General features: G+C 63.2%; 24 protein-coding genes. 8 read left to right on the top strand and 16 right to left on the bottom strand.

Annotation, left to right across the window (positions count from 1 at the left end; all coding sequences use genetic code 11):
* Window positions 1–18: 18 nt before the first annotated feature.
* The 4 genes from JST30_04665 (at window position 19) to JST30_04680 (ending at window position 3,777) form a co-directional block, all read left to right on the top strand.
* Entirely contained in the window at window positions 19–765 is a 747-nt protein-coding gene (locus tag JST30_04665) for an RDD family protein (protein MBS1713610.1), read from the top strand.
* 160 nt (window positions 766–925) lie between these two features.
* A complete protein-coding gene (gene recF / locus JST30_04670; protein ID MBS1713611.1) occupies window positions 926–2,062 on the top strand; it encodes a DNA replication/repair protein RecF in 1,137 nt (378 codons plus the stop codon).
* Window positions 2,059–2,367, top strand: coding sequence for a DUF721 domain-containing protein (locus tag JST30_04675; GenBank protein ID MBS1713612.1), 309 nt, complete (start codon window positions 2,059–2,061; stop codon window positions 2,365–2,367). The genes recF and JST30_04675 overlap by 4 nt, the downstream gene beginning before the upstream one ends.
* Window positions 2,368–2,370: 3 nt before the next feature.
* Window positions 2,371–3,777: a ComEC/Rec2 family competence protein gene (locus tag JST30_04680; GenBank protein MBS1713613.1), complete on the top strand. Its 1,407-nt coding sequence runs from the start codon at window positions 2,371–2,373 to the stop codon at window positions 3,775–3,777.
* On the opposite strand, the gene JST30_04685 is transcribed toward JST30_04680, so the two are convergent.
* From JST30_04685 to JST30_04755, 15 genes are all read right to left on the bottom strand, one after another.
* Window positions 3,764–6,370 (bottom strand): valine--tRNA ligase, encoded by a 2,607-nt coding sequence (locus JST30_04685; protein MBS1713614.1) that lies wholly within the window; start codon window positions 6,368–6,370, stop codon window positions 3,764–3,766. The two genes, JST30_04680 and JST30_04685, sit on opposite strands and share 14 nt — an antisense overlap.
* Before the next feature lie 63 nt (window positions 6,371–6,433).
* Complete coding sequence (locus JST30_04690) at window positions 6,434–6,757, bottom strand: hypothetical protein (GenBank protein ID MBS1713615.1); 324 nt, start codon at window positions 6,755–6,757, stop codon at window positions 6,434–6,436.
* Window positions 6,758–6,796: 39 nt separating this feature from the next.
* Entirely contained in the window at window positions 6,797–7,768 is a 972-nt protein-coding gene (locus JST30_04695) for an ATP-binding cassette domain-containing protein (protein MBS1713616.1), read from the bottom strand.
* A gap of 17 nt (window positions 7,769–7,785) precedes the next feature.
* Window positions 7,786–8,610, bottom strand: a complete 825-nt coding sequence (locus tag JST30_04700) for a phosphatidate cytidylyltransferase (protein MBS1713617.1) — start codon at window positions 8,608–8,610, stop codon at window positions 7,786–7,788.
* A gap of 107 nt (window positions 8,611–8,717) precedes the next feature.
* On the bottom strand, window positions 8,718–9,650 hold the full coding sequence (locus tag JST30_04705) for a PKD domain-containing protein (protein MBS1713618.1): 933 nt from the start codon (window positions 9,648–9,650) through the stop codon (window positions 8,718–8,720).
* A gap of 8 nt (window positions 9,651–9,658) precedes the next feature.
* Window positions 9,659–10,435 (bottom strand): TIGR00282 family metallophosphoesterase, encoded by a 777-nt coding sequence (locus tag JST30_04710; GenBank protein MBS1713619.1) that lies wholly within the window; start codon window positions 10,433–10,435, stop codon window positions 9,659–9,661.
* Window positions 10,436–10,482: 47 nt separating this feature from the next.
* On the bottom strand, window positions 10,483–11,961 hold the full coding sequence (locus JST30_04715; protein MBS1713620.1) for an HlyC/CorC family transporter: 1,479 nt from the start codon (window positions 11,959–11,961) through the stop codon (window positions 10,483–10,485).
* Between the two features lie 231 nt (window positions 11,962–12,192).
* Complete coding sequence (locus tag JST30_04720) at window positions 12,193–12,903, bottom strand: diacylglycerol kinase (protein MBS1713621.1); 711 nt, start codon at window positions 12,901–12,903, stop codon at window positions 12,193–12,195.
* Window positions 12,896–13,363 (bottom strand): rRNA maturation RNase YbeY, encoded by a 468-nt coding sequence (gene ybeY, locus JST30_04725; protein MBS1713622.1) that lies wholly within the window; start codon window positions 13,361–13,363, stop codon window positions 12,896–12,898. The genes JST30_04720 and ybeY overlap by 8 nt, the downstream gene beginning before the upstream one ends.
* A 40-nt stretch (window positions 13,364–13,403) precedes the next feature.
* Entirely contained in the window at window positions 13,404–13,574 is a 171-nt protein-coding gene (gene rpsU, locus JST30_04730; protein ID MBS1713623.1) for a 30S ribosomal protein S21, read from the bottom strand.
* Window positions 13,575–13,939: 365 nt separating this feature from the next.
* Window positions 13,940–14,764, bottom strand: a complete 825-nt coding sequence (locus JST30_04735) for a UDP-3-O-acyl-N-acetylglucosamine deacetylase (GenBank protein ID MBS1713624.1) — start codon at window positions 14,762–14,764, stop codon at window positions 13,940–13,942.
* On the bottom strand, window positions 14,754–15,791 hold the full coding sequence (gene lpxD / locus JST30_04740; protein ID MBS1713625.1) for a UDP-3-O-(3-hydroxymyristoyl)glucosamine N-acyltransferase: 1,038 nt from the start codon (window positions 15,789–15,791) through the stop codon (window positions 14,754–14,756). Before lpxD ends, JST30_04735 begins: the two co-directional genes overlap by 11 nt.
* A complete protein-coding gene (locus JST30_04745; protein MBS1713626.1) occupies window positions 15,764–16,741 on the bottom strand; it encodes a hypothetical protein in 978 nt (325 codons plus the stop codon). The genes lpxD and JST30_04745 overlap by 28 nt, the downstream gene beginning before the upstream one ends.
* Window positions 16,728–17,369, bottom strand: coding sequence for an OmpH family outer membrane protein (locus tag JST30_04750; GenBank protein ID MBS1713627.1), 642 nt, complete (start codon window positions 17,367–17,369; stop codon window positions 16,728–16,730). Before JST30_04750 ends, JST30_04745 begins: the two co-directional genes overlap by 14 nt.
* A gap of 20 nt (window positions 17,370–17,389) precedes the next feature.
* Window positions 17,390–19,180: a BamA/TamA family outer membrane protein gene (locus JST30_04755; GenBank protein MBS1713628.1), complete on the bottom strand. Its 1,791-nt coding sequence runs from the start codon at window positions 19,178–19,180 to the stop codon at window positions 17,390–17,392.
* 201 nt (window positions 19,181–19,381) lie between these two features.
* Between JST30_04755 and JST30_04760 the strand changes: the two genes are divergently transcribed.
* Complete coding sequence (locus JST30_04760) at window positions 19,382–20,128, top strand: C40 family peptidase (protein ID MBS1713629.1); 747 nt, start codon at window positions 19,382–19,384, stop codon at window positions 20,126–20,128.
* On the opposite strand, the gene JST30_04765 is transcribed toward JST30_04760, so the two are convergent.
* Entirely contained in the window at window positions 20,125–20,793 is a 669-nt protein-coding gene (locus tag JST30_04765) for a ribonuclease HIII (GenBank protein MBS1713630.1), read from the bottom strand. The genes JST30_04760 and JST30_04765 overlap by 4 nt on opposite strands.
* A gap of 121 nt (window positions 20,794–20,914) precedes the next feature.
* Between JST30_04765 and JST30_04770 the strand changes: the two genes are divergently transcribed.
* Genes JST30_04770 through ccsA form a run of 3 tightly spaced genes read left to right on the top strand, consistent with a single transcriptional unit; the run spans window position 20,915 to window position 22,896 of the window.
* A complete protein-coding gene (locus JST30_04770; protein MBS1713631.1) occupies window positions 20,915–21,463 on the top strand; it encodes an ABC transporter ATP-binding protein in 549 nt (182 codons plus the stop codon).
* Window positions 21,441–22,121: a heme exporter protein CcmB gene (locus tag JST30_04775; GenBank protein ID MBS1713632.1), complete on the top strand. Its 681-nt coding sequence runs from the start codon at window positions 21,441–21,443 to the stop codon at window positions 22,119–22,121. Before JST30_04770 ends, JST30_04775 begins: the two co-directional genes overlap by 23 nt.
* A 49-nt stretch (window positions 22,122–22,170) precedes the next feature.
* Window positions 22,171–22,896, top strand: coding sequence for a cytochrome c biogenesis protein CcsA (gene ccsA, locus JST30_04780; protein MBS1713633.1), 726 nt, complete (start codon window positions 22,171–22,173; stop codon window positions 22,894–22,896).
* Window positions 22,897–23,014: the final 118 nt, after the last annotated feature.

Genomic DNA, 23,014 nt, shown 5'->3' on the forward strand with positions numbered 1-23,014 from the left:
GACTGGTAGGATACTAGAGTGAACGACCGGTTCCTTGTCCTCACTCCGGAAAAGGTCGTGCTGGACTACCGCATCTGCGGGATCGGAAGCCGGATCGCCGCACACGTCTTGGACCTAGCGTTGGCCGTCGCGGTTTCCGCCGTACCGATCTATGCCTTCGCGTTTCTGGAACCGGTCTTGGGCAAGGCCGCGGCGGACATGGCGGGCGCGTTGGCCGGATCGTTGGCCTTTCTCGGCTATTTCGTCGTCTGCGAGGGCTTGTTCAGGGGACAGACGGTCGGCAAGATGAGCGCCCGTATGCGCGTCGTCATGGCCGATGGGACGCCCGTCACGTTCTTGGCCGCCTTCTACCGGAACGTGCTCCGGCCCGCGGACATGCTGCCGATCGCTTACTTGATCGGGTTCGTCTGCATGTTCACGAACCCGAGGTCTCAGCGCCTTGGCGACCTGGCGGCGGGGACGATCGTCGTCGCGGAACGCCCCCGAAAGCTCGGTTTCACACCTGCGCCGCACCATGTCGGGATCCATCGCTTCGAGGACTCGGTCGGCGCGCTGAGGAAGATGACGATCGAGGAGTACCAGGTCCTCAAGAACCTCTGCGACCGGTTTCCGGAACTTCCCGCGACGACTCAAGAGTGGAGCGTCCGGACGATCTGGAAGCCGTTCGCCGAACGCCACGGTATCGAGCCCGTCGAGAACGTCCATCCGGTCTACCAGATGGAAGCCACGGTCATGAAGTTCGGCCGGATGCACAACCTCATTTAAAAGGTCTGGAAAAGCTGTGGGGGCCGATTTTCAGTTTGGGGCCGTGGACAACACGGGTCGTTTTCCCCCAGGTTGTCCGGCCGATCCGACCCGCTTCGCCCAAGTTCAAGACCGGTCCGGTTTCCACCAGATACCTCTCGTAACAAATACAATCATCTTCATGACCAATGAAGGGTTTCAGAAAGAGAGCAGGTGGGAAAACCCCGCCCGATACTCTCTGGCTGAGATCCGCCTGACGGACTTTCGGAACTACGGTCCGTCACATTTGGAGTTCGATCCGGGCCTGAACCTCATCGCCGGAGCCAACGCTCAGGGGAAGACGAACCTCCTCGAAGCGGTGTCCCTCGTTTCGACTGGGCGGCTCTTGCGGGGCGGAAGGGACGCGCATGCCGTCCGCCACGGGTGCGAAACCGCGACGGTCGAAGGCACCTTAGGCGGATCGGGGACGACGGTCACGGTCGAACTCAAGAAAGCCGGTCGAAAGCGGGTGGCCCTGAACGGGGCGTCGCTCCCCCGAGCGTCCGACCTCCTCGGCCGTTTGCCGAGCGTCTCGTTCTCGGCTGCCGACTTGGCCGTCGTGACAGGGGAACCGGCCGACCGCAGACAGTTCCTGGATTGGGAGCTCGCTCAACTGTATCCCGCGTACCTGCAAGCCCTGGCCGTCTACAAGCGGGCGCTCGAGCAGCGGAACGTGTTGTTGCGACAAGCTCAAGAGCGGGCGGTCCCCGACGAGCTCTTCGAAGCCTGGGAAGAGCGTATGGGGCCGTCAGGCGCCACACTGAGGGCCTTCCGGACGGAATGGGTGGAATCCCTCGGGCGCTGGGCGAAAGAAGCCCATGCGGTCATGGGAGGCGGTGAAGACCTCGTCCTCGAGTACGTCCCCAAAGAGGACGCGTCGGATGCGGACGCGATGTTGGACGCCCTGGCCGCTTCGAGGCGGGCGGACGTCCAGCGGGGTTCGACCACGGTCGGCCCGCACCGGGACGACGTCGCCGTGACGGTCGGAGGCACCGAGGCCCGCCTGTTCGGCAGCCAAGGCCAACAAAGGACGGCCGTCATCGCGGTCAAGCTCGCCGTCCTCACGTGCGCCGAAGAGACGTTCGGTCAGACGCCCGTCCTCCTGCTTGACGACGTCTTCAGCGACCTCGACGAGACGCGGCGCGCCCGGCTTATCGGCTTGACGCTCGACCGGGGTGGGCAGGTCTTCCTGACGTGCACCGAGGTGGCACAGGCGGGTGTGCTCGCCGACCGGGCGACGGCGTTCCGGGTAGAGTCCGGCGAGGTGCGACCCCAGTGAAGAGGCTCTCCGACATCCTTCCCTCGGCCGTCGAGCAGAAGGACGTCCTCCGAGCGGCCCGCGCCCAATCCGTGTTCGTCCGATGGAAGGAGGCGGTCGGAGACGTCCTCGCCCAGAAAACCGTGCCGGACCGCTACGACCACGGGATCCTCTGGGTCAGTGCGGACAGCGCGACATGGGCACAGGAGCTTCGGATGCGTGAAGAGACCGTCCTCGAGAGGTTAAACGAACTGGCCGCGGAACCGGGCCTGTTCCGTCAGGTCAAGGTCTCCTTGAGGCCCCGGTTCCGCGACCTCATGGGGTGATCCGTGCGTGAGGAACTCGTCCGGCGCCCCCTCGTCATCGCCTTCCTTGGGCTGTGCGCCGGCCTGTCCTCTGGCTTTTCGGCTTGGAACGCGGCATGGGCGCTCCTGCTCGTGCCGTTGCTCTGGCGGCGTTGGGGACTGGCCGTCCTCGCAGGAGCGGTCGCTCTCGGCCTGATCCTCAAGCCGGAGCCCCGGACACCCGTCATCGTGAAAGGTGCGGTCTACCAGGGCACGGTGACGGTCGTCGACGTCCCGACGACGGGAAGGGGGCGGACGACGGCGATCGTGTCGGGCCGAGACCGACCCTACCGGCTTTATCTACCCCCTGACTCTCCGGCGAACCTTGGCGACGTCCTTGCGCTGCGGGCCCTCGTCGTACCCTTGCCCAAGAAAGCCGTCCGACACCACCTCGAAGTCGCGGCTCTGGCACCTGAGGGGCGGATCGTGGACGTGTCGCGCGGTTCCCCGGTGTGGAGGTGGGCGGTCGGGTTCCGCCGTTCGTTCTTGGACCATGTGGAGAGGCACGTCGATCCGGCAGCCGTCGGGATGGTCGAAGCCCTGTGCATGAACGTCACGGACGACATCGGCTCGGGGACGTACGAGGACCTCAGGCGGACGGGGACGATCCATGTCGTCTCCGCTTCTGGCTTGCACGTCACCGTCCTGTGCGTGGCTCTGGCCTGGCTCTTGATGGCGCTACCGCTACCCAAGTGGGTGCAGAACGTCTTGCTCGTCTCCGGGCTTTTCCTGTTCGCTGCCGCAGCCGGCTTTCATCCTCCGATGCTGAGATCCGTACTCATGGTGCTCGTCGCGACGTCCGCTTATGTCGTGCGTCGGGAAGCGGACGCGTTCTCAGCCTTGGCCCTTGCCGGAACGGCAGACTTGCTCTGGAGGCCGGCGGACGTCGCCGACCTCGGGTTCCAATTGTCCTTCCTGGCGGTCGGCGCCTTGATCGCCTTCGGCGGGCCGGCGCCGGACACGGAGACCCCCCGATTGGCGTCCAGGATCGGACAGTGGGGTTGTGCCCTAGCCAGGGCTTCGCTCGTGGCGACACTGGCGAGCCTGCCGTTGCTCGCGTCGACGTTCGGCGAAGTCTCGGTCGTAGGGACCGTTGCTAACCTTTTGGTGATCCCGGTCCTGCCCCTTGTCGTCGTCGGAGCGATCGCATCTTGGGCCGTGTCCTGGTGGTCGTTGCCCGTTTCGGTCGGCGTGCTCAAACTCGTCGTCGAACCGACTACAGGCTGGATCTCTGCGACCGTCGAGTCGGTCGCCAGGTGGCCCTTCGCGTCCCTACCCGTGCCACCTGTTCCCACCTTTTGGTTGGTGCCTCTTTACGCCGCTCTCGCCTGCCTCTACGAACCTCGGAGGCAGGCGGTCCCGGACTCGCGAGGAAACGTCACTCCGACATGAGCTTGAGGCTCGCTTCGACTTTGGACTTCTCTTCCATGAGCCTGGCGCAGTCGTTCCGGGCGGCATCGACGACTTCCGGTTTCGCCCTGCCCGTGAAGTTCGGATCGGCAAGACGGGCCTCCAATTGGGCGATTTTCGGAGTCAACTTTTCCAGTTCTCCTAGAAGGCGGGCGGCCTCCTTTTCCGGGTCGATCAACCCTTGGGTGGGAAGGAAGAATTCGAGGCCGCCGATCGCTGTCGAGAGGTGGCGTTCGTCGGGACGTCCCTGTTCCAGGGATTCGATCCAGGCCTGCGAGCAGACGACAGGCCCGCCGCCCTGAAGGTCGCCGGCGTAGAACGCACGGGGGATCTTGGCGCCTGGAGTCAATTTGAGCTCGGCCCGCATGGCGCGGAGCGCACGGACCGCCTCCATCCAGCTTTCGACGGTCGCTTCGGCTTCAGGATCCGTCCACTCGGGACAGACCTCGGGCCAAGACGACGCCATCAGCATCCCGCCTTCCGCCTTCTTGGGCAGATGGGAGTAGATCTCCTCGGTGATGTGGGGCATGACCGGGTGGGCGAGTTTCAGGAACGCCTCGAGACAGGTGACGAGCACGTGTTGCGGCGTGGCCCGGACCTTCGGATCGGCCAGCCGTGGCTTGGAGACTTCCACGTACCAGTCGCAGAGTTCGTTCCAAAAGAACTTGTAAAGGGCTTGGGTCGCAGACTGGACGTCGTACGATTCGTAACCTTCACGGACGGAACGCTCTGTCGCGGCGAGGCGGCTGAGGATCCATCGGTCGAAGACGTCGTACTCCCCGCTCGGCCCCTCAGGCAGGCCTTCTAGGTTCATTAAGACGAACCGAGAGGCGTTCCAGACCTTGTTCGCGAAGTTCCGGGCGTCGGTCGTCCGTCGTTCGCTGTAGCGGATGTCCTGGTTTTCGCCCGTTTGGCTGAACAGCGTCCACCGGAGGGCATCGGCGCCCTTCTCCTCAATGACGCCCATGGGATCGACGCCTGTCCCGAGGCTCTTGCTCATGCGCTTTCCGTCTTCGGTCAAAACGGTCGCGTAGATGTAGACGTCATGGAAGGGGATGTCGCCGACCAGGTCGCAGCCCATCATGATCATCCTTGCGACCCAGAGATAGAGGATCTCGCGACTCGTGACAAGCACGCTCGTCGGATAGTAGCGGTCGAGGTCCGCGGTCCTCTCCGGCCAGCCCATGGTCGCGAACGGCCAAAGTCCGCTGCTGAACCACGTGTCCAAGACATCGTCGTCTTGCCGGACGATCTTCTTGTCACCGGCCTTGCGTTGGGCGTCTTCCCGACTGAGCGCAGCGAAAGGCTCGCCCGACTCCGTGTAGTAGACGGGGATCCGGTGGCCCCACCACAATTGTCGGCTGATGCACCAGTCCCGGACGTTGCGCATCCAATCGAGATAGACAGAGGCGTACCTGGGCGGTGAGAACGTAATGCGTCCGTCTTCGACGGCCCTGATGGCTTCGACGGACAAGTTCTTCTGATCGACCCACCACTGTTCGCTGGCCATCGGTTCGATGACCTCGTGGCTGCGTTCGCTGATCACAAGGGCGAGTTCGTGGTCTTCGACGCGGTCGAGGAAGCCTTGAGTTTCGAGGTCGTCGACGATCTTCTTGCGGGCCTCGATCCGGTCGAGGCCTGCGTACGGGCCACAATCCGGCGTCATCTTCGCCGACTCGTCAAGGACGACGAGGATTTCCAGCCCGTGGCGCTGACCGACTTCAAAGTCGTTGGCGTCGTGTCCAGGAGTGATCTTGACCGCGCCTGTGCCGAACTCTGGATCGGGATACTCGTCGGCGATCAAGGGGATTTCACGGCCGACGAGGGGCAGGGTCAAGGTCTTCCCGACGATCCCGGTGTACCGTTCGTCCTTGGGATGGACAGCGACCGCGACGTCGGCCAACATCGTCTCGGGGCGGGTCGTCGCCACGATGACGTGTCCAGAACCGTCCGTAAAGGGGTAGCGGACGTGATACAGCTTGCCCTTGGTCACAAGCCGCTCGGTCTCGATGTCGCTCACGCTCGTCTTCAGGGCCGGATCCCAGTTGACGACGCGAAGGCCCCTGTAGATCAGGCCACGCTCGAACCAGTCGACGAAGACCTTGAGGACGGCCTCGTGATAGCCGTCGTCGAGCGTGAAGCGTTCTCGCTCCCATTCGAACGCGCAACCCAAGGCCCTGAAGCCCCGGAGTATCGCGCCCCCGCTTTCATGGCGCCACTGCCACACGCGCTCCAGAAACTTTTCACGTCCGAGATGGAACGGCGACGTCCCTTCCTTCTTGAGGATCTTGGTCACGACGCCTTGGGTGCCGATTCCGGCATGGTCTTGTCCCGGAAGGATCAGAACGTCGAACCCGCGAAGGCGCTTGTAGCGGCCGAGAAGGTCTTGGAGGCCGTAGCACAGGGCGTGCCCCATATGGAGGGAGCCCGTGACGTTGGGAGGGGGGATCGTGATGCTGTAGACCGGCTTTCCGCTCTCCGGAGACGGTCTGAAGAGGCCTGCTTCTTCCCAGGCCCGGTACCACTTGGATTCGACGAGGGACGCGTCGTAGCGCGTCGAAAGCTCTGTATTCATCTGTCCGCTTTCCTGTCTTGAAAGACCGGTCGAGTGTACCGTCGACCGTCGTTCGAGGCCGGGCTACAGGTTGTAGCGGCGCTTCATCTCAGCGAACCGTTCGTAAGCTTTGGCATCGAGCGCAGCGGTCAGGCGTTTGTTCAGAACAGGCACGACCTGGTCTTTGAGGCACCGGTCCCGGGCCATCCATTGATAGTAGTGGCGCCCGCCATGGTGGTACGGGCCGTAGAGCCTGGATCCGGGGAACCTGTCGACCAACCAACGGAACAGGTGTTCGTGGTCGACGTGCATCCGGAGGGTGACGTGGGGCTTCCGGCCGTCGCCCCCAAAATGACCCTCTCCGATCATGACCCCGACGAACAAGCCTGCGTCAAAATCGCTCAACATGGTGTTTCACCGTAATGTAACACGTGAAACACTGGCCGGTCAAGAGCGGGTGCCGAAGAGGTCGCGGATGACCTCCTCTGCGGAAACGTCTTCGACGGCGATGTCGTTGACCGGGTGGGCCTGTAGGATCGCCCCGGTCACCGCTGCTGTCTTCTCGCGGGCGACGGCCAGCACGACCGTCGAGTCGGCAGACTCCACCACGTCACCGAACACGGCCAGGTCCGGGACGGCGCCGTCGAACGTCAGTCGGAGCCTCCTTGTTCCCGAATAGCGCGCCGTCAGGGCTTCGAGCGTCCCGTCGAACACGAGCGTGCCGTGATCGATGACGACGACACGCTTGCACAATTCCTGGACGTCCTGCATGTAGTGGCTCGTGAGGAGGATCGTGCACTTCTCGCGCTTGTTGAAGTCTTGCAAGAAGTCCCGGATGCGTTTCTGGCTGACGACGTCCAGCCCGATCGTCGGTTCGTCGAGGAACACGACCTTAGGTGCGTGGAGCAGCGCGGCGACGAGTTCGCACTTCATCCGCTCGCCGAGGCTGAGTTTACGGACCTGCGTCCGGACGACGTCTTTGAGCTGAAGGGCGTCGAGCAGGTGCTCGATCCGCTCGTCGAACTTGTCCTTGGGGACGTCGTAGAGCTCCCGCAAGACGACGAAGCTGTCCCAAGCCGGCAGGTCCCACCAGAGTTGCTGACGGTTGCCCATGACCAGCGAAATCTGTCGGAGCATTTCCGGCTTCCGGTCGAAAGGCCGATAGCCGAGGACGCGCGCTTCTCCGCCAGAGGGGTAAAGGATGCCCGAGAGCATCTTCAAGGTCGTCGTCTTGCCGGCTCCGTTCGGCCCGAGGAACCCCACGATCTCGCCTTCGTCGACCGTGAACGAAATGCCCTTGACGGCTTCGACCAGGTTCTTTTCCCGGCTGAAGAGGGACTTGACGGACCCCCAGACGCCAGGTTCCTTCTTCGGGGTGGCGTAGACTTTTGTGAGGCCGCTCACCTCGATGACGGACATAGGGACAGGTTACCGTCTCACGGCCAAAGGGGCGAGTGGTAGAGTCCGGGGGACAGGGCGCAAAGGACGGTCGAGCACGGAACGGCGGAAAGGAGGAGAGAGTCGAGGCGGTCCAAAATGCCGCCGTGGCCGGGGAGGACGCCTCCGCTGTCCTTGAGCCCCGTGACCCGCTTGAGATAGCTTTGGGCGAGGTCGCCGACCTGGCCAAGGACTCCAGACGTCACGCCTGCAAGGGCGGAGGCTACGATCGGGATTTTCAGGGAAACGCCCACGATCAGCGACGTGACGACGCAGGCGGCGAGATTGGCCATCGCCCCCTCCCAGGTTTTGCCCGGCGAGATCGTCGGGGCGAGCTTGTGCCGACCGATCGCCTTCCCTACGACAAGGGCGAACGTGTCGCCCGCCCATATCGGTAACAGGAGCATCAAAGTCGCGTTCGGGACGAACGTGCCCGTGCCGAGTGGGGTCTGTTGGTGCGTCACGACGATCGTCGCTAGCGGTGCCGCCAGCCATCCGGACGACATCGGGGTCGCGTACTTCCGGCGGAACCCCTCGATGACGCCGAAGCATCCTGCGAGGTAGGCCGCCCACACGATGGCCCAGAACTGCCAGGATCCCGGCGGCGTGACGCGGGCGACGGTCAAGGGGACGACCAAGCACAGGACGCCGATCGTCGCCGTCGGCCAGGGCCTGTCTTCGAGTCCGGCGATCTTCACCAGTTCCATGAAGCCGATCAGGAAGACGAGCGACGAACAGACGACGATCGGCAGAGAGTGGGTCGTCAGCAACGCCCAAAGGGCCAGCGCGCCACCCAAGACGCCTGTCACGACCCTTCTCAGCATTGTTCGGGAGCCTGACGGTTTCAGCGGCGGTTCGGCGTCGTTGTCCAAGAGAGTGCCTCGGCCTTGGCGTTCTCGCGAAGTATCGCACAAGGCCGTGGCTGTGCGGCTTAGGGATTGACGACGACGTTGATCTTCGACGTGTGCGGAGCTTTGAGTCCGTAGACGTCCGTGACCGTGAGAGTGACGACGTACGTCCCCGGTTTGCTGAACCGTCGCTTGACGACCTGGTTCGTCGCGTCGACCTGGAGGCCGTCGGCCGCGTCGAAGTCCCACTCGAACTTGAGCGGGCTGGAGCCGGCGTAGCCGTTCGCGATAAAGTTGACGACGTCGCCGAGGGCCAGGTTCAAGTCTCCTTGGGTGATTTCGCCGAAGACGGGCGTGGCATCGTTGAGGACCCCGACTTCCCCGATATAGAACGTCGCGGTCGCGTCGCCCGCTAAGGCGATGGACGTGACGGACTTGTTCGTCCGGTCGAACCCTCGGATCGCATGGAGCGGGATGCCCGCTTTCGTCCAGCCTCGCTCGTCGGCGCCGCGTCCTTTGACTTCGAGAAAGGCCTCGGACTTGAGACCGTCCGACGTCGTGAGCACCAATCTAATGTTCTCGAGCCCGACCGGTGCCGAGGCTCCGGCGCCCTCGTTCTGAGACCCGCCGCCAGATTCGCCGCCGGCCAGTCCGCTGCCGCGTCCCGGGCCTTTGCCTCCTCCGGCGGCCCCACCGCCCGCGGCGGGGGCGCTACCGGTCGCGGAGGCCGGGATCCTGAGGACGAACTGCAACAGATTGTTCTTGTCGGCATAGGCGGCGCCGAGGTCGACGGGCGTTGCGAACGTGACGATGCCCCCTTGGAAGAAGTTTCGCGAAGAGACCCGGATGCTGGTGGTGCCTTCGAAAGCGGCTTCGTCGGTCTCCGCGATCGTCCCGCTGCCCCACGACTTAAAGGACATGCCCTGGTCTTTCGCCGATCGGGTCGGCGTGTAGAGCGTCTGCGCATGGGCGGTCGCCGCGAAAAGGGCCGTCAGGGCGAGAAGCGTCGTTTTCATCGTGGTTCCTATGGTTTCTTGATACGGCGGATCGCCGTCGCGCGGCCCGTCACTCTATTGACGTCTATGACCACCCCACAGATTACTCCAGGCTGGTCTGCGACTTCAAAGCGCGTGGGCAACTGAGTTCGGAATCGGTGCAGGATGACGTCCTTGTCCATCCCAAGGACGCTCGGATGGGGTCCGCACATCCCGACATCTGTGATGGCCGCCGTTCCTCCAGGAAGGACGCGTTCGTCGGCCGTCGTCACGTGCGTGTGGGTGCCGACGACCGCGGTGACCCTGCCGTCAAGGTGGTACGCGAACGCGATCTTCTCGCTCGTGGCTTCGGCATGGAAGTCGACGAAGACGTGGGGCGTATCGACGGGCTCGAGCGCCGCATCGATCCATTCGAACGGATCACCGTATCCGTCCAGGAAAACCCGGCCGCACAGGTTCACCACGGCCATTCGGACACCTTCGCGCTCGATGTAGCAGAGCCCTTGACCCGGCACTCCGGCGGGCATGTTCCCGGGGCGGACGATGGGCTTCCCTTGATCGAGGTAGCCCATGATCTCCCGCTTGTTGAACGCGTGGTTTCCCAGGGTGACCGCGTCGACGCCGGCTTTGTAGAGTTCTTCGGCGATGTCCGGCGTGATGCCGACTCCGGACGCGCTGTTCTCCCCGTTCACGATGACGAAGAGCGGGTCGTACTCGTTCATCAGGTCCGGGAGACGGCGGGACACCGCTTCACGGCCGGGACGGCCGACGATGTCACCGAGGAAGACGATGCGGTAGGTACTCAAGGTTCACGCCTAGGTTCGAGACTGTACTCGGTCGCACCGACCGGCGGTTAGGCTTCCGAAGTCCGGAGGAGGCTCTCCGGAACGCTTTCGTCCGGAAGCCGTTCGAGGCCGATGGAAAGGATCCTCCTACCGTCGGTCTCGGTCACGGTGAACCGGTACCCGTCGGCTTCGACGCACTCGCCTTGTGAAGGCTGCCGGCCGAACAGACCGAAGACGAACCCGCCGAGCGTATCGAACTCCTCGCTGTCGAAGTCCGTACCGATCAGCCCGTTCACGTCGTGGATGTTCATCTTTCCGCCGATGGTGAACCCCTTTTCGTCCCGGACGACCTGCGTCTCTTCTTGGTCGTATTCATCGACGATCTCGCCGACGACCTCTTCCACGATGTCTTCGATCGTCACGACGCCCGCCGTTCCGCCGAACTCGTCCTGGACGATCACCATTTGGGTCCGGTTCTGGCGCATCTCCTGCAAAAGGTCGTGGAGGTTCTTGTTCTCGGGGACGAACAGGGCCGTGCGCATCGTGTCCCGGAGACGGCGGTCGCCTTCGCCCCGGGTCATGGAAGACAGGACGTCCTTGGCGTGGACGATGCCGACGATCTGGTCGTCGCTCCCTTCGAAGACCGGGATGCGGGAGTGGCCGGTCTCTTCGACGATCTTTGCGACTTCCTGGAGCGTCGACTCCACGGGAACGGCGTCCATATCGACGCGAGGGGTCATGATCTCGCGGGCCACCGTGTCGCCGAACTCGAAGACCGAGTGAAGCATTTCCTTCTCCTCCTCTTCGATCTCCTGCGTTTCGACGGCCTGCTCGAGCCTCTCTTTGATCTCTTCCTCAGCCTGATTGCCGATTGAAAAGCTCGCTTTGGCCCCGAACCGGCGAGTCAACAGCCCTCCCACGGCAAGGGAGACTTGGGCGGCGGGCCGGAACAGGGTCGTAAAGAACCGGACGAACCCAAAGGTCCGGCACACCGTCCGGACCGGGTCGGCGACCGCGTACGAACGAGGTATGAGCTCGCCGAAGACCACGTTGAGGGCGACGACGGGGATGCCGATCAGGAATCCGGCGAGCAGGGCCGACGGCCAACCCGGCGCCGCTCCCGTCACGGCGGTCACGGAGGGCCCTGCCGCCAGGGCCATCGGGAACGTGATCAGGATCAGCCAGGCCCGCATGGTCTGCGAACCGAGGAAGCAGGCTGCGACCAGCAGAGGCTTGCGCGCCAAGGCTTCGGTCAGGATCCGTGAGTTTTTGTCTTCGGTCGCGACGAGCTTGAGATGCGAGCTCCGAAGAAGCTCGATCGCGGTCTCGGCCGCGGCGAACACGCCGTTCAGTGCGATGACGGCCAAGGCGGCGGCTGCAAGTTCGACGCTGTTCCAGCCCGTGACCGTGGCCTGGGACAGAAGTCCTTGGGCGAGAACCGTCAAGGGGACGACGAACAGTGTCAGTCCGATGACGCCCGATGCGGCGGTGCCGGCGTGAAGCCTTGTCGGCGCTGTGCGCCGACGACGTTCGGGGGGGTCGCTCATACTTGGGCGAAATCGTCCATGGACACCATGCCGTTCATGCGCCGCCCCGCCTCCGGCAATCCGGGGTGGCTTGAACCTTTTCGGTCTCGTTTCCGATCTCTGACATGGCTCTTGACCAGGGGTCCGGCGACTGTGCCGGACGCTCCACAGCTCATGGGCTATCGTCCATTGTACACTTTCGGTCGTTAAACGCCAAATCCTCTCCCTTCGCCCGGTTCCTGACGGATACGGTCACTTCGGCGTCAGTCCGAAGAGGAGGAGCCCGAGGATCACGCCGACGCTCGCGCCGAGCGTGAGTTCGAAGATCGAGTGGATCTTCGCTTCCCAACGGCTTTGCGCGATCATCGCCGCGAGCAGGATCCCGATCGCGGACACGGCGAGGTTGTCCGTAAGGAAGAAGACGCACGTGGCTAGGAAGAAGCCGTACGCGGCGTGTCCGCTGACAAGGCCCCCTTTCGTGACCTGTCCGTGCTTGCCAAGGCCCTTTCCGATGATGACGATGATCAAGACCATCACGAGTCCCATGCACAGCCTCAGGGCGAAGGGCGCGCCGATGTTCTCAGCGGTGAGGCTGATCCGGATCCGTTCCCATTGGTCGTCCCCGACCGCGATCATCGAGCCGACGATGATCGCCATGATCGTGGTGATCAGGACCGCGCCTGCGCTGATGTCCTTCGCGAACTTGGCCAGCGGATGGTAGTTCGGGCTGACGAGGTCGACGGTCGCCTCGATCGCGCTGTTGAACATCTCCGCGACAAGGACGAACGTGATGATGAACATCAGGACGAGGATCTCTCGGAGCCGCAGGTTCAAGATCATCGCCCCGAGGACCGTGATGAGCGTCACGTAGAGGTGGATCCTCATGTGACGTTGCGTCCGGAACGTGTGGACGATGCCTTCGAAAGCCACGCGGAACGGCCCGATGATGTCGCGGCTAGCCATGTCCCCCCGCGTCGCCGTGAGGCAGGCTGTGCCATCCGGAATCTTGAGGCAAGCCGGCGTCGGCCATGACGACGTTCATCCGGTGCACCATGTCGGCCCGGCCATCGTCGGTGGCATCGTCGAAGCCGACGAGGTGGAGCGCACCATGGACGGCAAGAAAGGCGAGTTCGGCCGACACGGGAACGCGACGCCGTCGCGCACCGGCCCGGGCGCGGTCAAGAGAGACCGCGATGTCGCCGAGCGGCGCCCCTTCCCATCCAGGGCCTTCGAAACTGAGGACGTCCGTCGGCTCGTCGACGCCCCGGAATTCGGAATTGAGTCGGCGGAGGCCGTCATCGTCTGTGACGAGAACGTCGATCACGTGTCCAGAGACGTGATAACGGACGGCGAACGCTTCGAGTGCGGCGACCATCGGCCTGGTCCGCACCGTTCGGCCCGTCGTGTTCCTGACGGAGAGCACCGGCGTTGGGTCCGAGGAGTCGACGGGTAGGGGGCGGTCCTTAGATCCGCGAACCGCGGCGGCGGCGCTGTCGGCGCTTCTTTTCGCTCGGCTTCTCGTAGTGGGCATGCTCCTTCAGTTCGCGAAGAAGTCCACTCTGCTGAAGCTTCTGGTTGAAGCGCTTCAGCGCGGAGTCGATCGATTCGTTGTTATGGACGCTGACGTAGACCAAGCCGTGTGCTCCTGAGGCGCGGATGATACCCTGCCCGCCGGCCGGGCGGCGGGCCCGTCCGGACAGGCCCTTACAGGACAGCGCCCGCTTCCAGTGGCTCGCTCGAGGGAACCCTCTTCCCTAAGCGATAAGAGTCGACCATTTCATGAAGGTCTTCGATAAACGCTAAATCGGGTTCTCGTCCTGAAAAGAGATGACGGTCGATACGCCAACAAACATGCCCTCGATGTGTATAAAGATCGATATGGACGGCCGACCCTTCCATTGATAGGATCTTCATCCGGGCGATTTCCTGTTCCTCTAGCCGCACGTTGGCAATAGATCGTAGTGGGCCGGACAATGTTCCGCCCAAAGCCCGATTGGGCCTACGGAGTTTCGGCGTCGGGCGAACTTCGCAAGTGTGCGGACAACCGCTTTGCGGCCTCAACGTTCGTCCGATGGCCGCTTTTGACGGCGACGACGTTAAGAAAGAAAGGCGGCATCCCTGCCAAGTACAAATCTCCGATCAAATCGAGCAATTTATGCCGCGCAGGCTCATCGTCCCATCTGGCCGGGTTCTGATAGGCACCGTGGCCGATGACGAGCGCAGACCCACTGTCGAGCCCTTGACCGAGTCCTGCGCCCAGCAAGAGGGGGACCTCTTCTTCGAACGCGAACGTCCGCGCTCCTGCGATCTCTCGCCGGAACGCCTCCGGCGTCAGTTGGCACTCGAACGACTGCGACCCGGGCCATCTTTCTCCGCACTCGAAATCGAACCGCCAGTGTCCGGAACCGACCGAGATCCCTATTCGGACGTCACCGTCGACATAGAAGACCCTCTCGAACAGCCTTAGACTCGCTGTCCCGATGTCTTCGAGTCCGACCGAGTCCAGCGCGGCCACGTACCCCGACGCGCTGCCGTCCAAAGCCGGCAGTTCGGCTCCGGTCATGCGGACCAACACGTCGGTGACCCCAAGGCCCGCTAAGGCGCTCATCGCATGCTCGACGGTCGAAACGCCGCTGAGGCGCGTACAACGTGTCGTGTCTGTGACCTCGTCGACCGTCGCCCGGGTTTGGACGCCCCCGCTCTCGAATACGATGCCGCCGTCCGAAGGGACGAATTCGACGTCGACGGGCTCGCCCGAGTGGAGCCCTTTGCCGGTCAATCGGATCGACGATCTGACCGTCTTCCGAGCGAAGCTAACCTCCACTCTTCAGCCGCTCCACTTCGCGCTCCAACGCACGGATCCGGTTCATCAGCTCGGGAACCTTAGCCTGGGTCGCCATCAACCTGAGGGCTTCCTTGATGGGGCGAGGCGGCACACCGAAGAACTCTCCAGGGCCCTCGAGGTCGCCCATAAGACCGGAACGGCCCGCCAGGAGGATGTCGTCTCCGCACCGGACGTGGTCGGCGAAGGCCACTTGCCCGCCGACGACCACGTTCTTCCCAATGGTCACGCTGCCGCTGACCCCGACCTGTCCGGCCAGGACCGAGTTCTCCCCGATGTGCGAGTTGTGCCCGATTTGGACCAGGTTGTCGATCTTGACTCCGTCCGCGAGGGTCGTCGACCCTGCGGTCGCCCGATCGACCGTGGTATTGGCCCCGACCTCGACGTCGTCGGCGACCTCGACCCTGCCGACTTGTGGCACTTTGATCCGCCTCGTACCGTCGGACGCGAACCCGAAGCCGTCCGTGCCAAGAACCGCACCGGAATGGACGATGCAGCGTTCTCCGATGGAAACGTCTTGGACCAAGACGGCGCAGGGAAGGACCTTCGATCCCTTCCCGACACGGCACCGTGGCCCGATGAAACTGTGCGGAAGGACGTCGGCCCCGTCTTCGATGACGGCGTCCTCTTCGACGACCGCATAGGCGCCGATCCGAGCGGTGGACGCCACGGAAGCCGACTCGTGAACGATCGCGGTCGGATGGACTCCCTCACGGCCCCGCAAGGGCCGGTCGCAAAGACTCAGGAGGTGAAAGAAGGCCAGTCGGGGCGAATCCGAGAGCAAGGCCGGCCTGTCGAAGTCCGGAGCCGACCTCTCGACGATGATGGCACCGACGTCGGTCGCCAAAGCCCGTTCGAGATAGGTCGGAGATTCGGCGAACGTCACGCCGAGCGGATCGCCCTCACCCGCCGAGACCGGTCGAAGGAACAGGGTCCCGGTGCTTCCCCTGGGTTCGGCTCCTAAGAGCCGTCCTAGCTCCTCTAGCGTCCATCCTTGCCGTCCATCCACGCTAAAAACTCCTTGGTCGCGTCCCGGACTCCGGGCCCCTTCCCGACGAGACGGTACCCCTTTATCCGCGCGAAGAGCCCGGCCAGTCGTTTGAGCCGATCGCTCTTGGCCCATTCCGGTCCCGGATCCGGTGGGAGCGGACCGCTCGAGAACGGCCGGGTCTCGAACGCGACGGATTCGCCCGGTACGCCGGGCAGCCGTTGCACCGTTTGGATCAAGGAGGCTTCCAGTCCCTTGAGGGCTTCCGTCGTCGCTTTTCGGGCCTCGGCTTCTGCTTGTCGCTCGGCTTCGTCAAGGGCGTAGATCCGTGCCGCCGCACCCTCGGAGGCTTTGAGCCGAAGCTCTTGCCTGAGCCCTTCCACCCGCTCCGAAACCGTCCTACGGTACTGAGCGTCCAGGGCCGCGATCTCGCTCCTGAGTGCGTCGGCCTCCTTGTCTGTCCGCTGCTCTAGGAACCCTCGCCGTCCTCGCCGTCTCGGCTTGGCATCGTCGGGGAACCCTGCGATCGTGGCCAATCGGACCCACTTTGGCCCGACTTTGTCCGCGTGGGCCTCGAACGTCGCTCTCAGATCGGCGAAGAGCTGGGTGAACCGGGCGTCATATTCGACGCGCAGTTCGTTGTCGCGGGCCTGGCTTTCCGCTTCCACTTGGGCCAGGAGCGTGTGCCGCAGCGAGGCGAGCGCCTCCTGGAACGCCCGTTCTTGGTTCTTCTTGGCCGTCTGGATCGCCCGCTTGGCTTCCTCTTCGCCGGATCCGATGAAAGCGTTCCGGGGACGGACTTCAGGAAGCGAAGCCTTGACGCTGACCGAGACCGGGTTACCTGGAGGAGGCTCGGGCCTGGCGACCGGCACGGACTCCGGGACGGTCACGTAGACCGCTTCGGGCGCCTTCCCGCACCCGGCCGAGAGGCCGAGTGCGAGCCAAACGGGCAGGGCCTTATTTCGCAGCATTCAGGGACTTCGTCACCGCTTCGGTGAGATCGTTGGCCCCGTAGACGCAAGCACCCGGCGACGAGAACACGAGCGTGTAACCGTCTTTTTTCGAAATGTCCTTGATCGAGGCGTCGGCCTTCTTCACGGCTTCTTGGATCAGGTTCTCCTTCAGGGTCGCAAGCTCGTTGTAGAACGACTGGCCCCACTCCTGGACGAGTGCTCCGGTGTTCTGGACCCGGTTGTTGTATTCCTGAAGCAGGTTGCGGTCGTCGTCGGTCGGGTTCGGTTTTTGGTTCAGAGTGTCGAAGTTTTTGGCCGCCTTGACGACCTCTTCCTTCACCTTGTCCAGTTCGGCCTTCTCCGTCGCACTGATCGGCGTCTTAAGACTGAGGTTCTTGAGCTTCTGGGCTTGCTCGATCGTGAGGACGCGGTGGGTCTGCATGAAGTCGATGACGCCCTGACGAGCGACGGACTCGGCGTCCATCTTCTCCCGGTTCTTCTTACCCATCTCGCTGTCGACGACCGCTTTGTTCACGTCTACGACACCAAACTTGTCCTGAGCGCCTTGGAACCCTCCGGTGAGCACGACGCCGCCCAACACGGCGGCCACGAGCCATCCCGCCATCGAGATCTTGTTCTGATTCATCTGATTCACTGTCCTTGTCCTTAGAAACTCGACCCGAACGAGAAGTGGGTCCGGTTCTGGCCCTCTTGGTTGAAGGCGAAGTCGATGCGGATCGTGCCGAGTTGCGGGACGCGGAACCCGACTCCCACGCCGTAGCCGAGCCTCAGACGCGGCTTACTGCTCTGGTCGAAGTCCTTGATCTGCCCGTACCCGCCCCATGCTCCGCCATAGTCCACGAAACCGATCACGTTGAACGACTTTTGAACGGGTTGTCGGTACTCCAACGTGGTCAAGAACGACTGGTTGCCCCAGAACCGCTGGTTCTGATAGCCGCGCAGGGACTCGGCGCCGCCGACGAACTGCTGTTCGAAGAACGGGGCCGTGCCCGACAACATCCCGTACTTGGCCCGGAAGGCGACGACCGGTCGAGGCTGGTCGATCGGAGCGTCCAACGGCAGCCTCTTCGACCAGAACTTCCGGTACTCGATGTTCGATTTCACGTAGAAGTTCTGACCCAGGACGTCTGTGTAGTTCTTGACGTTCCCGCCGATCGACGTGATGTTCGAATACCCGGGGGACACGGTGAGCTGTAAGAGCTCGCCCTTATAGGGCTCGACGCTCGGCTGGCGCGTGTCGTAGGCCGCACCGAGTTCGAACGTCACGAGGTCGCCGTCCTGCTGGATGAACTCGTCGGTCGGTCCAGGGTTCAGGTTCAGCGTCTTGATGTTCTGCCCGCGGACGCCCACGGTCGCCCGGAAGTCCTTCATCGGCCTGCTGAACGTCACCGAAGCGCCCGTGCGGCGTTCGTCGAACTTGCCCGTCGACTCGTTCCCGCCGAACGGGTCGACGCCGGCGCCCGTGAAGTTGTAAACGACCCTTGAGAACAACTGCACGTTCATCGACGTGTCGCGGGAGTCGTAGAAGCGGTTCCCGAAGGCGACTTCGGCGGAAGGGCCGCCGCCCACCGTCGCTTGGGCGAGTTGGATGCCCACGCTCTGGCCGCGGCCCAGGAAGTTCGAGTCGCTATAGCTTAAGGTCCCGACGAGCCGGCTTTGGGGGTCGAGCGCGATGCCGGCGTTCAAAAGGCCCGTACGGGCTTCCTTGAACTCGATCGCAAGGTTGTATTCGCCCGGTACGTCGGTCGGCTCGGGGATGGCGGGTTTGACCCCGTCGTTCTCGAACCAGTACGTATAGTAGAGCTCTTCGATGTCGCGCCGCCAGTCTTTCGCGCTCAGCGTCTTCCCAGGCTTGGTGCGCATGATCCGCCGGATGACTTTCTCCTGCGTGCGCTTGAGGCCGATCAGCTTGATCTCGCGGACCTTGGGTTCGACGATGCTGATCAGCAACGTGCCCGGCGACGAGTCGTCCGGTCCGAGCTTGTCGAACTGGACGCCCATGTAGCCCTTGTCCTCGTAGGCTTTGGCGACGGCGTCGCTGATCGCCTTGGCGTTGCGGTTGTTCCAGACCTGTCCCGTCGCTTGGGCCGTCGTCGCGATCTTCGTCACGTCTTCGGTCTTGAGCACGCTGTTCCCGACGACGCGGACTTCGCGCACGACCGGGTACTCGGCGACCTCGACGATGACCTCGGCTTCACTTTCCGAAACCGGCCGGCTGAGCATCTTCACGTCTTTGAAGAAGCCCATGTTGCGGACGGACGCCTCGTCGTCGAGAAGGTCCTTTTGGACCAGCGGCCGCCCGACCTTGATCTTCATGGCGGCCATGATCGCGTCCGACGTGACGTTCTGGTTCCCGCGCACCGTGACCGATTTGACGGTCGATCCGGCTTGCCCCCAAGCCATGGTCGCCAACAAGACGACCGTTCCGATTAGCATCCCGCGTTTCAACACCCGGCCCTGACTCCTCCGTGATTGGTCGGTAGTTTAGACGCATCGGCAAAATTCGCGTTATGAACGCTTCGGGACAGGCCCTACCGAACCTCGGGACGCCGGCATCCGTCTTCACAAATTAGGCCCGGTCCAGGTACAACGAACCTCTAGGGCCGAGCTTTCGTGCCGAAAATGCTCTTTAGAACGATGCGTACTTTCGTCCCTGTCGTGTTCCTCGCCCTCTCGGTGCCCTTTGCTCGGGCCGAGGAAGGCGGGAAGGTCATCGGAAAACTGGGACAGGCGATCGAAGCGACGCCGATCCGATCGGCCGCGACGTCGCGGGCCAAGGTCTATTACACGGCCAAGAAGTTCCAGTACCTCGTCATCAACACGACGAAGAACCCGGAATGGGTGAGCGTCCTTCTGCAGAACGGCCGCAGCGGCTATATCCAGGCGGACAAGGTCGCACGATTGCCGTACGACGTCAAGGTGAAGGCGCCGGAAGTGAAACCTGGGACGTCGGCCCGTGATTCTCGGGCGGCCTTGAACACGTCGAGAGGGACCGGGGTCAAGGCCCAAATGCTCGAGTACTCGTTCCAGTTCATCGGTACGCCGTACGTCTGGGGCGGGAACAGCCTGAAGAACGGTATCGACTGTTCGGGCTTCGTCCAGCAACTGTTCGGCAAGATCGGCGTCGACCTACCGAGGACCGCATCGGAGCAGGCCCTTGTCGGCATCCCGATCTCAAGGCTCGAAGAACTTCAGCCGGGCGACAGGCTCTATTTTTGGGAAGCGAAGCGGGCCAAGATCGGTCATACGGGGATTTTTCTCGGATTCCGGGAGGGACATGCGTTCTTCATCCACTCCAGCTCGGGCCGGCACGGCGTCCAGACCGACGACCTCGCTAACCCGAAGTGGCGCAAACTTCTTGTCGCGGCCCGTCGCGACGGCTAGTTGTTCTGAGCCGATGTCCGGGCGAGTTTCAGAACCTCTTGTAAGGTCTTGAAGTGGAGTTTGGCGACGTCCTTGAGAGCCGTCTTTCCGCCGGTCCCGACGATTTTCGCGCCCGCTTCGACGGCGTTCCGGTTCGCACCCTTTGGCAGGAAGCCGCCGAACGTTTCGGACAGGCTCCTGAGCCCTCGGATGAATTCGGCCCTGGCCAACACGCTGGCAGCGGCGACGGCCGGGTCGCCCTCCTCGTGCGGAACCGAGAACCGCACGGTCTTACCGCGGGCGGCTAGGGCCTTAGCGACCCCGTGAGCGTCGGAGATACGGGCGGACACGACCGTTTCACAGGCGACCTGGTCCAAGAGGTTCTCGATCGCCCGCGCGTGGCCCCAGGCAAGGAGCGCGTTCAGGTTCCGGACCTTCTCGTAAAGCTCGTTGTACTTGCTAGGGCCGATCACGATAATGGCGTGAGGGCAAGACTTGCGGACGAGGGCGTCCCATTCGAGGCACGCCTCGTCCTTGAGCTTCTTGCCGTCTTTGACACCTGAGAGGGCCGTTTCCTGCTCAGGGCCGACATAGCAGGCTGCGACCACGAGCGGTCCGAAAAAGTCGCCCTTTCCACCTTCTTCGACCCCGATCCTTGGTGTTGCAGCAGCCCCTGATCCCGTCATGAACCGATCCTACTCCTATGTGCGACGCCGGATCCGAGCCCTTGGCGACAAGGGTCCCACCGGGATCCGGGAAGCCGAATCCGGCATACTGTCGGCGGTGCTGAGGGCAGAGGGCCTGGGAATGAGGTTCGGAGGGACATGGTTGTTCCGGCACGTCAGCCTTGAATTGGACTCCGGCCAGTGTCTTTGCGTCCTAGGCCCGAACGGATCGGGCAAATCGACCTTCCTCAAGATCCTGGCAGGGCTTGTCTCGCCTACGGAAGGCCGGGTCCACAGGCCGGAGCGCCACGAGATCGGTGTATCGGCCTTGGACCTTGCGACGTATCCCCACTTGTCGGCCTTCGAGCACTTAGAGCTGTTCTGCAAACTGCGGCATCTGCCGCCTCCGGAACCCGACCTTCTCGAGCGCTACGGGCTCGTCGGTGTCGGGCCCAAGCCTGTCGGACGGTTCAGCACCGGGATGCGGGCACGCTTGAAACTGGTCTTGGCCCAGGTCCACCGACCGACCTTGTTGCTCCTCGACGAACCGACCGCAGCCCTGGACGAAGCCGGCCGTGAGCTTGTCGGAACCGTCATCGAATCTCAGATACAGCGGGGCGCCGTGGTCTTGGCCACGAACGACCCGGACGACCGCCGGTACGCTACGCATGAACTCCGATTGGATCCGTGAAGCCCTGGCCGTCTTCCAAAAGGAGTGGCTCAGCGAAGCGCGGTCGAGGCACGGCCTCTTCACGTCCCTTCTCTTCAGCTTCCTCGCCGTCGTCGCCGTCTCTTTTGCAAGTTTCGGAGAAAAACCTTCACCGATCACCGCGTCAGGCATGCTGTCCGTCGTCTTGATGTTCTCGGCCGTCGTCTCGTTACCACGTTCGTTCCTCATTGAGGACGAGCAAGGCACGTTCGACCTCATACGGATGGCCGCGGATCCGACCGCGCTGTTCTTCGGCAAATGGCTGTACAACGCCGTTCAAGCTTTGCTCTCGGCCGGGGTCCTCGCCTTGCTGTTCGTGGTCCTCACCGGCGTCGAAGTCCGGAACGCGCCGATGTTGGCGACCGGAATCGCCGTGATGGCATTGGCCCTCGCCGGAGGCGTCAGCGTGTGCGGCGCTTTGGTCATGGGTGCCGCGAACCGGTGGCTGCTCGGGACGGCGGCGGCCCTGCCGATTCTCCTGCCTCAAATCTTCATGGGGATGAGCGCGATGAGCAACGCTTTAGGACAGCGCGCTGGGAGTTCCGGATGGACCGGCATCCTTGGTCTGACCGGGTGGGCGGTCGCTCTTTGTTCGATCGGGCCCCTGCTCGCTGCGGCGGCTTGGAAGACGGACGAGTGACCTTTCGCGCACGAGACGGCCTGTCCTCGCGATAGAATAGGGTCAAGGAATGAGACCGACACTGCTTTTCTTAGGGCTCGGTTTCGTCGCGATGACCGCGTACAACTTCATCGTTCCGAACGCGATGGGGTTCACGAACGCAAGGGTCTTGCTCTGGCACTTGCCGTGTGCGTTCGTGTGCACCTTCCTTCTTTTCGGACAGGCCTATCTGGGCGTGCGCTACCTGATGGCCCGCGATCTGAAGTGGGACGCAAGGCTTGGCGGGTGTATCGAACTGGGCGTCCTCTTCGCCTCGTTGACGATGGTCACCGGGATCTGGTTCAGCAAGTTCGAGTGGGGCGCATGGTGGAGTTGGGACCCCAAGCAGACGTCGTTCCTGATCGTCCTTTTCCTGATGACGGCGGGCCTGGCGCTCAGGGCAGGTTTCCCGGACGAGAAGCGGCGCGCGGCCGTTTCTTCGGCCTATGCCGTCCTGACGCTCCTCCCGGCTTTGTTCTTGACGTTTGTCTTCCCGCGGCTCAAAGAGATCGAGAACCGGTCCCTTCACCCGTCGCAGACATTGCCCAAGAACCAGTTGGACGGCAACTATTGGGCGGGCGTGCTGGGCACGTTCGTCCTACTCAGCGTCTTTGCCTACGTCGCGTACCGGATGCGCGCGCAGGTCGCGATGCTCGCTTCCCGATCGGATGACAACTATGGAATGGAACAACCTTCTGTGGGCGGTCCCACCGTTACTCGTGTGGTTCGGCCTGTGGGCGTATCTGAGGACCATTGACAAGCGCCTTCGGGAGCTTGAAGAGCGCCGCTGACACGTTCCGGCTTTTAACGGTGCAGGCCCGCCTGTTCCGGCGCGGTGCCGTCACAGGCGGGTCTGTCCGACCCTCGTTCCAACG

The sequence above is a fragment of the Armatimonadota bacterium genome, assembly GCA_018268395.1.
In the GTDB taxonomy this organism is placed as follows: domain Bacteria; phylum Armatimonadota; class Fimbriimonadia; order Fimbriimonadales; family Fimbriimonadaceae; genus JAEURO01.